This is a genomic window from Dactylosporangium darangshiense, assembly GCF_039537565.1.
GTDB classification, from domain to species: domain Bacteria; phylum Actinomycetota; class Actinomycetes; order Mycobacteriales; family Micromonosporaceae; genus Dactylosporangium; species Dactylosporangium darangshiense.
On sequence record NZ_BAABAT010000023.1, the window covers coordinates 109,874 to 123,276 of the forward strand.

9 protein-coding genes and 2 pseudogenes are annotated in these 13,403 nt (G+C 72.6%); 5 read left to right on the top strand and 6 right to left on the bottom strand.

Annotation, left to right across the window (positions count from 1 at the left end; all coding sequences use genetic code 11):
* Positions 1–224: 224 nt before the first annotated feature.
* A complete protein-coding gene (locus ABD901_RS34080) occupies positions 225–1,241 on the top strand; it encodes a hypothetical protein (RefSeq protein WP_345133227.1) in 1,017 nt (338 codons plus the stop codon).
* Between the two features lie 8 nt (positions 1,242–1,249).
* Here the strand turns inward: ABD901_RS34080 and ABD901_RS34085 are convergent, their stop codons facing one another.
* The 3 genes from ABD901_RS34085 to ABD901_RS34095 all read right to left on the bottom strand — a co-directional run bounded on the left by ABD901_RS34085 (position 1,250) and on the right by ABD901_RS34095 (position 6,454).
* Positions 1,250–4,900 carry a CHAT domain-containing protein gene (locus tag ABD901_RS34085; protein WP_345133229.1) on the bottom strand — a complete coding sequence of 1,217 codons (3,651 nt, stop codon included), beginning with the start codon at positions 4,898–4,900 and terminating at the stop codon, positions 1,250–1,252.
* Between the two features lie 26 nt (positions 4,901–4,926).
* Positions 4,927–5,538: a dihydrofolate reductase family protein gene (locus tag ABD901_RS34090; RefSeq protein WP_345133231.1), complete on the bottom strand. Its 612-nt coding sequence runs from the start codon at positions 5,536–5,538 to the stop codon at positions 4,927–4,929.
* Between the two features lie 73 nt (positions 5,539–5,611).
* Entirely contained in the window at positions 5,612–6,454 is an 843-nt protein-coding gene (locus tag ABD901_RS34095) for an AraC family transcriptional regulator (RefSeq protein WP_345133233.1), read from the bottom strand.
* Between the two features lie 97 nt (positions 6,455–6,551).
* On the opposite strand from ABD901_RS34095, the gene ABD901_RS34100 reads away from it, so the two are divergent.
* Together ABD901_RS34100 and ABD901_RS34105 are read left to right on the top strand one after the other, a co-directional pair.
* On the top strand, positions 6,552–7,085 hold the full coding sequence (locus ABD901_RS34100; RefSeq protein ID WP_345133234.1) for a SigE family RNA polymerase sigma factor: 534 nt from the start codon (positions 6,552–6,554) through the stop codon (positions 7,083–7,085).
* Complete coding sequence (locus tag ABD901_RS34105) at positions 7,082–8,338, top strand: sialidase family protein (RefSeq protein ID WP_345133236.1); 1,257 nt, start codon at positions 7,082–7,084, stop codon at positions 8,336–8,338. Before ABD901_RS34100 ends, ABD901_RS34105 begins: the two co-directional genes overlap by 4 nt.
* A gap of 15 nt (positions 8,339–8,353) precedes the next feature.
* On the opposite strand, the pseudogene ABD901_RS34110 reads toward ABD901_RS34105, so the two are convergent.
* From ABD901_RS34110 to ABD901_RS34120, 3 genes and pseudogenes are all read right to left on the bottom strand, one after another.
* Positions 8,354–8,599: pseudogene (locus ABD901_RS34110) on the bottom strand (dCTP deaminase); the annotation flags it as partial.
* Between the two features lie 59 nt (positions 8,600–8,658).
* Positions 8,659–8,829, bottom strand: coding sequence for a hypothetical protein (locus ABD901_RS34115; RefSeq protein WP_345133238.1), 171 nt, complete (start codon positions 8,827–8,829; stop codon positions 8,659–8,661).
* 484 nt (positions 8,830–9,313) lie between these two features.
* Positions 9,314–9,514, bottom strand: a pseudogene (locus tag ABD901_RS34120) (citrate/2-methylcitrate synthase); the annotation flags it as partial.
* Between the two features lie 246 nt (positions 9,515–9,760).
* Between ABD901_RS34120 and ABD901_RS34125 the strand changes: the two are divergent.
* Together ABD901_RS34125 and ABD901_RS34130 are read left to right on the top strand one after the other, a co-directional pair.
* Positions 9,761–11,425, top strand: a complete 1,665-nt coding sequence (locus tag ABD901_RS34125; RefSeq protein ID WP_345133240.1) for an NAD(P)/FAD-dependent oxidoreductase — start codon at positions 9,761–9,763, stop codon at positions 11,423–11,425.
* A gap of 432 nt (positions 11,426–11,857) precedes the next feature.
* Positions 11,858–13,402, top strand: a complete 1,545-nt coding sequence (locus ABD901_RS34130; RefSeq protein WP_345133242.1) for a GAF domain-containing sensor histidine kinase — start codon at positions 11,858–11,860, stop codon at positions 13,400–13,402.
* Position 13,403: the final 1 nt, after the last annotated feature.

Below are 13,403 nucleotides of genomic sequence, written 5' to 3' on the forward strand. Positions count from 1 at the left end.
CCTGCAAAGCGAACCGTTCTACGTACCGTCATGGCCCGACTCCGGAATAGCCTCGTCCGTTTTCCTGGCCCGGCTGTCGATCTACGCCCATGACCGGCCCGAAGACCGTGCAGTACACCAGTTCGCCCCGTTCCATTCTGCAACCACGCTGACGACACTCCACTTGACCGTTTCCGATCCGCCGAGCGCCGGCCGGCGGCCGACAACGTTCGAGAGGGAACCGCATGCTCGCCGTCTCCGCCCCGCGCCGCCGCGCCGACGAGGTGCGAACGCTAGCGCGCCGTGGTGTCCTGGCCGCCACCGTCGCGAAGGCGGCCCCGGCCGAGCGCGCACGGCTCACCGGCGGCACGTACGACATCGCCTGGCCGGTGGTCTTCAACGGCCTCACGCAGGGCCTCGAGCGCCGGCGCGGGCACGTGGGGTGCGCGACCTCCGTGCGCCAGCTCGCCGACGACTGCCTCGACCGCTTCGAGGACGACGTCGAGGCGGTCGTGCACGACGTGGTCCGTTCGGCCCGCAAGCCGATCACCAACCTCGAGGCGTGGATCGCGTCGCGACTCAACGCGGCCACGGTCGACGGCCACCGGCGCCGCCGCGGCGACCTCGGCGCGCTGCAGCGGCCCCGGCCGCCGAAGTGGCTGAGCGCGGCGCTGGGCGACGACCCGTGGCTGGTCCACCTCGCGGTGCAGATGCTGGTGTGGGTCGGGCAGCCGGCGACCGCCGGCGCCGAGCTGTGGCCGCTGGAGAGCTGGACCGCCGAGCGGGCCGAGCACACCGGCGACTGGGCGGCCGGGCGGGCCCTCGTCCGGCGCGACATCGACCGGGTGCTCGAGGTAATGCGGCGCCGCCCGGACTGGTACGCCGCCTATGTGGAGCGGCCCCTCGGCCGTAAGGAGGCGCCGGTGTCCCGTTCCGCGCTGCCCGTGGTCCCGGGCACCGAGCAGCCGATGCTGGCGCTCGTCGACCCGGCCGACCTCGACGACGCGTACATGCGCGCCCTCGCCTACGAGGCCGTGGTCGCCATCCGTGGCCGGATCGCCCGCGGCCTGCCGGCCGAGCGGGCCGTCACCGACGTCATCCGGCTGGTGTTCGGCGACGACGCCGACATCGCGATCGACCGCGCGCCGCACGGCGGCGATGCCGGCGGCGAACGGGTCGTGCGGCTGCTGCGCGACACCGGCGAGCGCAACCGCATCGTCGCCGCCGTCCTCGCCATCATCACGGACGAACCCGACCTGTAGAGCCGGCGCTACCGCCCGAGGTGGACGAAGGCGGCCCAGGCGCGGGGATCCTCGGCGCCGGGCACGTTCGCCAAGGCGGGCGGCATACCCGGTGGTGGCGTGCGGTCCGCGTCGATCATCCACAGCTGGGCCCGGCGCAGGGCCCCCACCGGCTCGCAGCCGTCCACGGACAGATGGTGGTGCAGCAGGTACATCAGCACCGACGTGTCGACGTCCGGCACCGTCCACAGCGTGCCGAACACGGTGTGTGCCCCGCCGGCGAGGAACGCGGCCGCGAGGCTGACCGCCTCGTCGTGTGCCGTCCCGGTGACGCCGGTCGAGCAGGCCGACAGGACCACCCGGTCGATGTCGACGCCGGTGCGCCGGGCCGCCTCCAGCAGCCGCCGGGTCGGCAGGTTGCCGCCGGTGAGCGCCAGGTGCGCCTCGACCGGGCGCGCCGGGTCGACCCGGCCGTGGCAGGCCAGGTGCAGCAGCGACGGTCCGCGTTGCGGCGCGGCGACCCAGTCGAGCACCTCGTCGGGCGTCGCCCGCTCCAGCAGCGTCCCGCCCGGGTGGAACGCCGCGTGCACCGCGCTCGCCTCGGCCGCGGCGTAGGGCAGGTCGCCGCGCGGGTCGCCGACGATCAGCGCGGACGACGGCCCGCGCAGCGGGTGCTGCGCCGAGGCGCAGAACATGCGCGCCGACACGCCGTAGGAGATGACGGCGTCCTGCAGCGCGTAACGGCCCTCGTGCGCCGCCGCGTGCCACGGCACCAGGCTCAGGTCCCCGGTCGGCACGAGGACGAGCCGCACGGGCCGTTGCAGGTGCCATCTCCTCGTGTACTGCAGGAGCGGCCCCATCGCGGCGCTCCAGGCCCACCGGCACACCTCGTCGAGGCGCCGGCCCTGGTCCTGGTCCTGGTCTTGGGGGCCGGTCACGACCAGCTCCCGCACGTCGCCGGTGGGGCCGCCGGGCGCGTGCCCGGGCTCCAGGCCGGGCAGCGGCAGCACCTCCGCGCCGCCCGACACCGGCACGATCACGGCGTACCCCGGCTGCCACTCGTCGGTCGCGGCGAGGTACACCAGCGCATCGGCACTGACGGCGGCCAGCGCCCGGCGGATCTGCTCCGGGCGCACCGGCGCGAACGCGTCGGCGCTGAGCGCGTGCAACGCCCTCTCCCGCAGGTCGTCGGGCACGATCGAGGCCGGCGTCGCGCTGCCCCGCCCGCCGGAGTCGCGCCAGCGCGCCGCGAGGTCGTGGTGACCGGCCTCGGCCAGCCGGTCGGGGATCGACCGGGAGGCCGCCGCCGCGTACAGCGTCAGCCCGCGGCCCGCGTCGAGGGCCGTGACGAGGTCGTCGTACGCCTGGTCCTGCACGCACCACGAGGCGACCAGCCGCGACGCGGCCGCCGCCGACCGCGCGGCCTGCAGCGCCAGCTCGTCGTCGGCCTGGATCAGCACCTGCCAGGTGCTGGTGCGCAGGCTCGACAGGCCGTGGCGCCGGCTGCCGGGCCGGTCGTTGTACCGCACCGCGACCGCGAGGCACCTGGTCAGGTCCGGCCATCGCGGGTGGTGCGTACCGCCGGCGAGCTCGCAGGCTTCGCGCAGGTGCGCGGCCGCGCGGCGGGCGGCGCCGGCCCGCTCCGCCGGGACCACCTCGGCCAGGGCGGTCTCGGCCTCGCCGGCGGCTTCGAGGGCCGTGATGCGCTGGTCGGCGGTGTTGTCGGGGAACCGCGCGATCATGGCGGTGGCCGCGGCGGCGATGCGCCGCAGCTCGGGCCCGTCGCGGCGGGCCAGCGCCCGGCGCTGAGCGACGACCAGCTGCACGATCTGCGCCGCCGCTTCCAGCGCTCCCCGCGGCGGCTCCCGGTCCGCGACCGGCCGGCCGTCGAAGCCATCCAAGCCGTCGAGCATGGCACCCATGAAGGCGAGGTCGGGCACGGCGGCCGTCAAGCGCCGGGCCTCCGCCACGGCGGCGCGGGAGGCCTCGGCGTCGCCCGCGCTGCTGTGGTGCTGCGCGTCGATCATGGCGGCCAGCGCGGCGGCGGCCGCGTCGCCCTCGCCGCCGCGCAGCATGGTCACCGCGGCTCGTTGTGCACCCAGATCGCCGCTGTTCACCGCCCGCTGGGCCAGCAGCGGGGCCATCAGGGCGGTCGTGTCCAGACCGGGCAGCGAGCCGGCGAGGCGCTCCAGGTCGCGAAGGGCCTGGTGCTGCTCCGCGCTCGACCCGGTCAGGAACGTCAGCAGCGCCGCCGCGGAGTCCAGCTCGACCCGCCAGCGCGGGTCGGGCATCACGACGTGCGCGTACGACGAGACGAGCGCACGGATGTCGGCGAGGAGGCGCTCCCGGTCGCCGGTCGCGACCTCGCCGTGCAGCACCGCGGCGAGGGTGCCGGCCAGCCGCGCACGCCACATCTCGTCGGCGTGTGCCGCGTCGCGCAGCACGGCCTGCGCCTGCGCCGCGGCCGCGGCCAGCCGCTCCTTGGGCACGGTCCCCTGCCCGGCCAGGATCGACATGCTGCGCAGCCGTTCGCGCATGATGCGCACCCGCTCGTCGTCGTCGGGCCCGGCAAGGTCGGCCGCGTCGAGCCAGCGCAGCGCCTCGGCGTGCTCGTCGCGCAGCGCGTGCACGGACCCGAGCAGGTAGCGGGCCTCCACGCCGAGCGGATGGCCGGGGCCGGTCGCGCGCACGGCCGCATGGGCCACCTGCAACGCCTCGTCCAGGTCGTGCGGCGAACGCCCCCGGTCGGCCCGGTCGAACAGCAGGTGCCCGCAGCCGACGAGCGCGAAGGCCTCCGCATCGACGTGGTCGTTGACGAAGCGCCACAGCTCGATCGCCCGGTCGCGGTCGGCGGTGCGCTGCCGGTCGCCGTCGAAGCGTTCCTGGTACACCCAGGCCAGACCGCGATGCAGCAGCAGCACGGCGAGGAGGTCGTCGTCGCCGGCCCCGGCGATCGCCTCCTCGCCGGCGGCGACGGCCCGGTCGAGGGCTTCGGGCCGGCCGAGCGCCGCCTGGTCCCGATAGCCGTGCATCAGGTCGGCGACGGCGCGCGTGCGGTGTGCCGTGCCCACCGGTACGTCTTCCAACGCCTCCGCGAGGGTCGCGATGCCCCGGTGCAGCCACTCCGGATCGCCCTGCGCCGGCGCCTGCCGCATCAGCGCCATCCCGTAGAACATGCGCACGAACGGGTGGCGTGCGGCCGGCTCGGCCAGCGCCGCGACCAGCCGGTCGACCTCGGCCCGGGCCGCACCGTCGTGCACCACGGTGCCGGCCACCGTCTCGAACCGCAGCCAGTACAGCTGCGCCAGCTGCCATTCGGTCTCGACCCGGTCCGGATCGTCGTGGCTCTGCTCGCCGCGCAGCACGCTCAGCCAGGCGATGGCCCGCTCGTACTCGACGACATCGTCGTCGTGCATCGCCAGCCGGGTGTGCGCGTCCGCCAGCCAGTACCACCACCACTGCCGGTCCTCGTGCCCGGGGAACCGCCGGATCGCCGCCTCGCACAGCGCGATCGCCTCATGGATGGGCTCGGCGACCCCGTCCCGACCGGCCAGGTCCAGCAGCGCACCGGCGAGGTTCCCCGCGGTCCCCGCCGCGTCGTACGACTCCGGCTCCACCGCGGCACCGAGCTCGCCGCGTAAGCGCGCGATCGCGTCGTCGAGCGACTCTTCTTCCTCCACACCCAACTACTGACGGACACCGAGGTCTAACGGCGCACCTTGAACCTCAGGTGCAGCACCCGGTCGCCCTGGATGACCTCGTGGGGATCCTCCAGCAGGTGCTGCCCGCCGATGCTGCCGAAGTAGCGTTTGCCCGACCCGAACACCACCGGCACCACGTCCATCGCCACCTCGTCCACGAGGCCGGCCGCGAGGATCTGGCCGCCCACGTCGCCGGCGTTCACGGCGACGGTTCGCTCCCCGGCGAGCTCCCGGGCCTTGGCGATCGCCTCCGTCACGCTGTCGACGAAGTGGTATGACGCCTCGGGGTGCCAGCCGTCGGGCTTGGGCCGGTGGGACACCACGACCACGTGGTCGCCCGCGGGCGGCCGGCCTTCCCAGCCGTTCACCAGGTCGAAGAGGTTACGGCCCATCACGATCGTGCCGATCGACGCCCAGATCGGCCCGACGTAGGCGGCCGATGCACGGGAGACCTTGAAGCCGGTTCCCGCTCCGGAATGGTCGTACCCCTCGTCGCCGACATCGGTGATCGGGGTGTCGCCGTTCCAGTACCAGTCGTGCAGCGGCCCGACGTCGTCGTGCTCGTCGGCGATGAAGCCGTCCACCGACACCGAGTTGTTCATGATGACGATGCCCACAGGGTCTCCTCCAGTCTCCTTGCGCCTTCGCCTCCGATCCTGTCGGCCCCGGGGCGGCCGGGCATGTAAAAAATCAATCGGCGGGCATCGGGCCGCTGTCCGGCGCGAACCCCGGCTCGGCGGGGAACCTGCGCCGCAGGGCCAGGTACTGCGTCGGGGCGTGGCCGGTGAAGTCCTTGAACTCCCGGCTGAAGTGGGCCTGGTCGAAGTAGCCCGCCGCATGGGCGAGCGCCGCCCAGTCGACCGGATGCCGGGCGTCGACGGACAGGATCAGCCGCGCAAAGCGGTAGATCCGCGCCACCCGCTTCGGTGTGACCCCGACATGGGACTTGAACTGCGCGGCCAGGTGGTTGCCGCTCACCCCGGCGGCATCGGTCAGCGCACCGACCGATACGCCACCGTGGGACGTCTCCAAACGCCCGCCCGTGTGCCGGACCAGGTCGAGACCGCGCGGCGGTTGCCCGGCAAGCCGCGTCCGCAGCTCCTCCTCCAGCACCCGCAGTGTCTCCGTGGCCGATGCGCTCTCGCCGACCCGGTTGCGAATCCGGTCCAGCGACCGTTGCCAGACGTCGCCGGCCGGCACCCAGCGGTCGCACAGCTCGGTCGCCGCCACGTCGACGAACGGCGACAACCCCCAGGGCTTGAAGTGCACCCCGACCAGCCGCACCCGAGCGGGGTACTCGACGACGAAACGCCTGGTCCACAGGCCCATGAACCACCCGTCGGTGAACACCGCCGGCGGCACCGACGGGTCGCAGTCCCACAGGCGGGCGGGTTCGCCCAGGTTGAGGAACAGGTGCGCCGACGGCATCGGCGGGACGTTCATCCGGCGGTGGCGCGGCGGCCCGGTCAGGCAGTAGATGTCGTCGATGAACCGGTCGAGCGGCGGGGCGGGCACCCGGCTCACGTACTCCATGGGCTCAGTCTGCTCGACAAGGGTCCGGTTTGCGCGATACCGGGTTTTGACAACCGCCGGGCCGGGCCGGTCGCACCTAGTAAGCGAGGAGGGTGCGATGCCCAGCGGGGAAGGCGATGAACAGCGGCAGTTCCGGGAGTACTTCACAGCCCGGCACGACAGTGTGCGCCGCACGGCCTACGTCCTGTGCGGAGACTGGCACTGGGCCGACGACCTGACACAGAACGCGTTCATGCGGCTCGCGGTGAGCTGGTCCAAGGTCCGGGACCGCGGCGCGCTCGACGCGTTCGTCCGGACCTGCCTGGTGCGGGCCTATCTGGCCGAGGCGCGGCGGCACTGGCGGCGCCGGGAGTCCAGCGTGGCCGACCCACCCGATCGGCTGGCGCCGCCCGGTAGCGCCGAGGGCACCGAGGGCCGGATGGCTTTCGCGGCGGCGCTGCGGCGGCTGCCAGCGAGGCAGCGGGCGGTGCTGGTCTGCCGCTTTTACCAAGACCTGGACGTGGCGGCAACGGCAGCGGCACTGGGCTGCTCGGCCGGCACGGTGAAGAGCCAGACCGCCCGTGGCCTGGCCCGGTTGCGCGAAGTACTGCAGGAGGACGGGGAGATAACGATGGCCGGTGATTGGCGATGACGAACCTTCACACGCGATTCGAGGACCTGGCGGGAACGTCCGGGCCACCAACCCGGCTCAGCGCCGACGCGGTATACATTGCGGCGCACCGCCGCCGGCGCCGCCGGCAGACGACGTGGACCGCCACCGGTGTGCTGGCCGGCGCGCTCGCCCTCGGCGTGGGCCTGCAGATGCTGCGCCCGGCCCCGGAAGCGCCGCAGCCGGCCCAGCCGACCGGCGGCTCGGTGGTCTCGGTCGCCGCCACCGACGCCAAGCACCTGTACGCCGGCGTGCGAACCTGTCCCGATGACGGCTGCAAGATCCAGCTCATCGGCTCCGACGACGGCGGCCGCACCTGGACGGTCCGCCAGGACGACTTCGGCGATGGCCAGGTCGACGCGCCGGCCCCTGGTGTGCTGGTGCACGTGACCGAGAGCGAGGGCGACCCGTCCGCTCAGACCGGGCCGAAGATCGTCTACACCTACCACGTCAGCACGGACGGCGGCCGGACCTGGCGCGACCTACAGGCCGTCGGCGAGGCCGTGGCCGCAGTGCCCGCCAACGGCTGGGTCCAGTGTTCCCAGACAACCCTGGAACAGCCTTGCCGGCTACTCGCCGCCGACCCGGCCACCGGGCGCCTGGCCCCCCTGGCCGACCAGCCGCTGTTGAGTATCGGCCTGACGGCGGCCGCGCCGGGCTCGCCGGGCACCTGGATCACCGGCCACGCGTCGACCACCGACTTCCGCGCGGCCGTCGCACTCAGCCACGACCGGGGGCGCACCTGGTCGCTGCGCACCTTCGGCCCGGCGAGCGAGGAGAACGTCGCCGTGTCGACCGTCGACGGCATGACCGCCTACGTCGTCGTGTCCAGGGTGCAGTCCGCGACGGAACCGGCGGCAACGGCCGCAGGCAACACGCTCGAGGTTCTGCGCACCACCGACGGCGGCCAGACGTGGGCATCCACGGATGCCGGACATTCCCTGCCGAGCGTCTTCGGCTACATCCAGCAGGGCGACTCCTACGTGTCCGCCGACGGCAGCCACGTCGTGCTGTCGCGCGACAACGACCGGCAGCAGTGGTACGTCAGCAACGACAACGGTGCCACCTATCGCGCCGGGACGCCGGCCGGACTCGGCGACCACCTGACCGTGTCCGGAACGCGCCCACCGGTCCAGACCACCGTGCCCGGCGTGTACCTGGCGTTCGACGATCGGGCCGCCTACACGTCCGCAGACGGCCTGCACTGGACGCGCGTCGCGATCGAGCCCGTGTAGCGGCGTCACCCGCCGTCACGGGGTTCGGCGATACCGCGACCCGTAGACTGCCGAGCCGTACGGGTGCCCGGACGGCGACGAAAGCCGAAAGGCGCACAGCTTCCCGATCTTCATGCCCGGCCGCTGCATCATCGGCAGCTTGCCGACGTTGCGCAGCTCCAGCGTCACGTGCCCGCAGGAGCCGGGGTCGGTGAAGCCCGCGGTCGAGTGCGTGAGCAGCCCGAGCCGACGCAGGCTGGACTTGCCCGCCAGCCGGCCGGCGCTGGACGTCCGATCGGCCGCCAGGGTGAGGGCGGGCGCCCGGCCCGCCCTCACCTACCTCACCGCGCGAAGCGCCCAATCGCGGCGATCACGCCACCGAGGGCGATCAGGACACCGGCCAGCGCCGTGAGGACGGCGGCCAACCCGCTGATCGCCCCGCTGACCCACAGGACGATCACGATGAGGACAATTACGGCCAGCACCGCGAGCAGCGGAAACCACGGCCACATGCCGGGGAGCCGCTTTCGGGCAGGCCTACGGTGGGGACCGTTGTCCCCTTGTACTGTGTGCATTACGGAGTGGACTCCTTAGCGGTTCGCAGCCGGCTGGGACAACTTCGTGCGCGGGCCGCCGGTCTTGACCACCGGTGGCCCGCTCCTCATTGCTCTCCAAGCTGAACTTGTCAGAAGAGCCGAGGAGGCGGTCGCCCGCCTGCCGCACACTCTCGCACACAGAGTTTCTGGGACGCCTCCAGCAGCTCGCGCCTCATAACCTGGCGTCACCAAGGTCAGCCGGCAGCGGGCTGCAGCGTAACCGCAGGTGAGGCGGGTGGGGCGGTGCGCACGAGAACTGTCGTCGGTGTATCCCCGTTCCCGCTGCGTGCCCTCCGCGCCCAGTCGCCGGGCCTGCAGAGAGCCGCAGATCTGCTGGCGGCTGACCTGTACGTTCTCCATCTCCGATGCGGGCGAACGTGGTGGCCTCCCGCTCGATTGTTCGAGGGGTTGCGAACAGGACGGTGAACATCGTCGTGGGGAAGCCCATGGCCTTGTAGATCAGGCCCGTGTAGAAGTCGACGTTCGGGTACAGCTTGCGGGAGACGAAAAAGTCGTCGGCCAGCGCGATCTTATCCGGCGTTCTTGGCACACGATCATCCGCAAAGCGTTGCTGGTCAACGGATCGACTGGCCGCACTCATCACGTCCGCCCGCTATCGACACCCATGCCGTTCCATCTCCAGAACCAGCATGCCTGACCGGTCGGTCAAGGGCTGACCGACCGGTCAGAGCGATTCGGTGGTATTGGTCGCGGTGCCCCCCTTCCAGGCCAGCATGCCCGCCGCCCGGCTGAGGCGGTGGAGGGTAGCCGGGCGACGCCGCGGGTAGACCCTCTTCCACCGTTCGGCGGAAGGGCGGCGAACGCGATGAGTGGGCAAGCTCCGCCGATGCTGTTCCTGGTCGGCCAGGACGCCGAGGAGCTCGGCGCGTTGCGGCAGGCGCTCGAGCGGCGGTTCGGCGCCGACTACCAGGTCGAGGCGGAGACCGTCCCCGAGCGCGGGCTGTCCGCGCTTGCCGCGTTGAGGCAGCGCGGCGAGCAGGTCGCGGTGCTCGTCGCGGACCTGGCGTTGGCCGGCATGAGCGGCGATGAGTTTCTGCAGCGGGCACACGCGATGCATCCGTTCGCGCGGCGAGCGCTGGTGGTGCCGATCTTCAACCGCCCGGCCGAACAGGAGGTTTTTCGCGGCATGGCGCTCGGACGGGTGGACATGATCCTGATCAGGCCGTGGAGTCCGGCTGAGCACTGGCTGTACCCGCGCGTCGGCATGCTGCTCGACGAGTGGGTACAGGCCACCGAACAGCCCGGCGAGGTCAACGCGATGCGGATCGTCGCCGAGCCGGGCGCACCGAGCACGCACGCGCTGCGCGACCTGCTCCACCGCAACGCCGTCCCGTTCCAGTCGTTCCCGCCCGGCTCGCCCGAGGGCCAGCGCCTGCTCGAACTGGCTGGGCAGGACGGGCGGCGGTTACCAGTCTGCGTGTACTTCAACGGACGGGTGCAGACCGATCCGTCGGTCCCGCAGATCGCCGAGGCGCTGGGGTTCGGCAGCCGTCCCCGGCACAGCCGGTACGACCTGATCATCGTCGGGGCCGGGCCCGCGGGCCTGTCCGCCGCCCTGTCCGGCGCCTCGGAAGGACTGCACACGCTCGTCCTGGAACCGCACACGGTCGGCGGGCAGGCCAGCACCACCTCGATAATCCGCAACTTCCTAGGCTTCCCGTTCGGGGTCAGCGGCAAGACCCTCACGACCCTCGCCCGCAACCAGGCGTTGCTGTTCGGCGCCGAACTGGTCTTCAACCGTGCCGCCGGACTCCGCAGGCGCGGCCAGCAGCTGCTGATCACATTGGCCGACGGCAGCGAGGTGAGCAGCGGCGCCGTGGTGCTCAGCGTCGGCGCCCGGTATCGCCGGCTGGACGCGCCCGGTGTCGAGGATCTGGTCGGCGCCGGCGTGTTCTACGGCGCTGCGGTCAGCGAGGCGCCCGCCACCCGAGGCCAGCCCGTCTACATCGTCGGCGCCGGCAACTCTGCCGGCCAGGCCGCGGTACATCTCGCGCAGTACGCCGAACACGTGACCCTCGTGGTCCGCGGCGAAACACTGTCGTCGAGCATGTCGGACTATCTGATCCAACAGATCGCCATCCGGCCGAACGTCACCATCTGCACCAATACCCAGGTTGTAGGCGCCTCCGGGGCAGGGCGGCTGGAACGGCTCAGCCTGTACGACGCGGCGACCTGCCGTACCAAACCGGTCCCGGCATCGGCTCTGTTCATCCTCATCGGCTCCACGCCGCACACCGACTGGCTGCCCGCCACCTTCGTTCGAGATCAGTCCGGCTTTCTGCTCACCGGGCGTGAGCTGGTACGCCGTCAGCCGCCGACCGGCTGGCCGCTGACGCGCAACCCGCTGGCTATGGAGACGAGCGTCCCCGGCGTGGTCGCCGCCGGCGATGTACGGCACGGATCGACGAAGCGGGTGGCCTCGGCGGTCGGCGAGGGCGCCGCGGCCGTACACGCTGTGCACCGGCTGCTCGACAAACCCGCCGACCAGTAGCCGCCGAGCGAAGGTGGTCACCATGTGGGATGAGGTGGGCTTGCCAGCGGCCGGCCTAGCGTTGCACCATGCGGCTGGTGGTCGATCTGACCCGGTGCCAGGGGTACGGACAGTGTGTCTTTGCCGCGCCGGGGTGTTCCAGATGCACGGCGACGAAGCGGACCCGCCGCCGTACCGGCCCAATCCCGTCCTCCGCGGCCCACGGCACCTGCCCGTCGCCCTCGCCGGGGTCCGCTGCGCCGAGGATCGCCGCACGCGAGGCACTACCGGGCTCGTGGAGTCGGTCTCCTGAGGAGGCCGGGCCGGAAGGCTGACTCGTACCCCATGGAAACCAGGCCGGAGCGCAGCGCCGACGAGCTGAGGTGGCTCGCCGACGAACAGGCGTCGCTGGGGCGGATCGCGATGCTCATCGCGCGGGGATCGCCGTCGCCGGTGGTGCTCGCGACCGTCGCCACAGACGTGGGCCGCCTGCTGGACGCCGAGTCCGCGGCCGTGGCCCGGTACGACGCCGACGGCGCTGTACTGGTCGGCGCTTGGGACACGGCCGGCGACGCCGTAGCGACCGGCGGCCAGATCCCGCTCGGCGTCCGGGACGTCACCACGCGTGTCCACGAGACCGGCCGACCGGCGCGGACCGACGGGCGCTCGGCTGACTCCCGCGCAGCAGCCGCCGCGGTGCACGGCCACGCCGCGCGGTCGGCTCTCGGCGCGCCGATCACCGTCGAGGGCCGCCTCTGGGGAACGGTGGTCGTGTGGTCGCCGCGCGACGCGGGCTTCCCCGCCGGCGCGGAGGGCCACCTGGCGGTTTTCGCCGACCTTGTCGCGGTCGCGATCGCCAGAGCCGAAGCGCGCGACGAGCTTCTCCGGGTCGCCGAAGAGCAGGCCGCGCTACGCCGGGTGGCGACACTGGTCGCCCAGGGAGTGGGGCCGGAGCTGGTGTTCGCCGCGGTGGCCGAAGAGGTCGGCGCGCTCTTCGACGCCGACACTACGGTGATCGTGCGATTCGAGCCGGGCGGGGAGGCGACGCTGATGGGACGCGCCGGCTGCATCAGCCTCGAACCGGGGGCGCGCCGGAAGCTCGACGAGCGCGCCGCCCAAACGCCGGTGCGCGAGACCGGCCGCTCCGTCCGCTTCGATATGGACGACCCGGCGTCGCCGACCGTGCCCGCGAGCGCCCGCGCGGAAGGAATCCGCTCCGCCGTCGACGTTCCGATATCGGTCGAGGGTCGCATCTGGGGCGCGATCGGCGTCGGCTCCCGAGGTCGACGGTTTCCTGCAGATACCGAGCACCGGCTGCTCGAATACACCGACCTGATCGCACAGGCGATCGCGAACGCCGAAGCGCGCAGCGAACTGGCACAGACACGCGCGCGTCTCGTCGCCACCGCCGACGCAACGCGCCGACGCATCGAGCGGGACCTGCACGACGGGGCCCAGCAACGGCTGGTGTCGCTGGGACTGCAGGTGCGAGCGGCGCAGTCCGCGTTCGGTGCGGAGCTCGACGGCATCGCGGCCGGGCTGACCGAGGCGCTGGACGATCTGCGCGAGATCGCGCGCGGAATCCACCCCGCCATCCTCGCCGAAGGCGGTCTGGTTCCCGCCCTCAAGGCGCTCGCCCGCCGATCGTCCGTGCCTGTGGAGCTGAACATACGGACGTCCGTGCGGCTGCCCGAGCCGCTCGAGGTCAGCGCGTACTACGTGGTCGCCGAGGGGCTGACCAATGTGGCCAAGCACGCGCGGGCCTCCGTCGCCACGGTCACCGTCGAGGTCGTGGACGAGCAGGTACGCGTGTCGGTCCGCGACGACGGTACCGGCGGGGCGACCTTCACCGGCAGCGGCCTGGTCGGCCTCAAGCAACGCGTCGAGATGCTCGGCGGACGGATCTCCCTCGACAGTCCGCCCGGGGCCGGAACGATCCTGCAGGCAGAGCTGCCGCTCACCGTGGCCGACGACGGCATTGGCACGGGATCCGCATGAC

What these genes read in the sequence shown, in the direction of transcription:
- ABD901_RS34100 (WP_345133234.1), top strand. Translation starts at nt 6,552, where the DNA reads ATGCCCAGCGGGGAAGGCGATGAACAGCGGCAGTTCCGGGAGTACTTC.
- ABD901_RS34125 (WP_345133240.1), top strand. Translation starts at nt 9,761, where the DNA reads ATGCTGTTCCTGGTCGGCCAGGACGCCGAGGAGCTCGGCGCGTTGCGG.
- ABD901_RS34080 (WP_345133227.1), top strand. Translation starts at nt 225, where the DNA reads ATGCTCGCCGTCTCCGCCCCGCGCCGCCGCGCCGACGAGGTGCGAACG.
- ABD901_RS34105 (WP_345133236.1), top strand. Translation starts at nt 7,082, where the DNA reads ATGACGAACCTTCACACGCGATTCGAGGACCTGGCGGGAACGTCCGGG.
- ABD901_RS34095 (WP_345133233.1), bottom strand. Translation starts at nt 6,454, where the DNA reads ATGGAGTACGTGAGCCGGGTGCCCGCCCCGCCGCTCGACCGGTTCATC.
- ABD901_RS34115 (WP_345133238.1), bottom strand. Translation starts at nt 8,829, where the DNA reads ATGTGGCCGTGGTTTCCGCTGCTCGCGGTGCTGGCCGTAATTGTCCTC.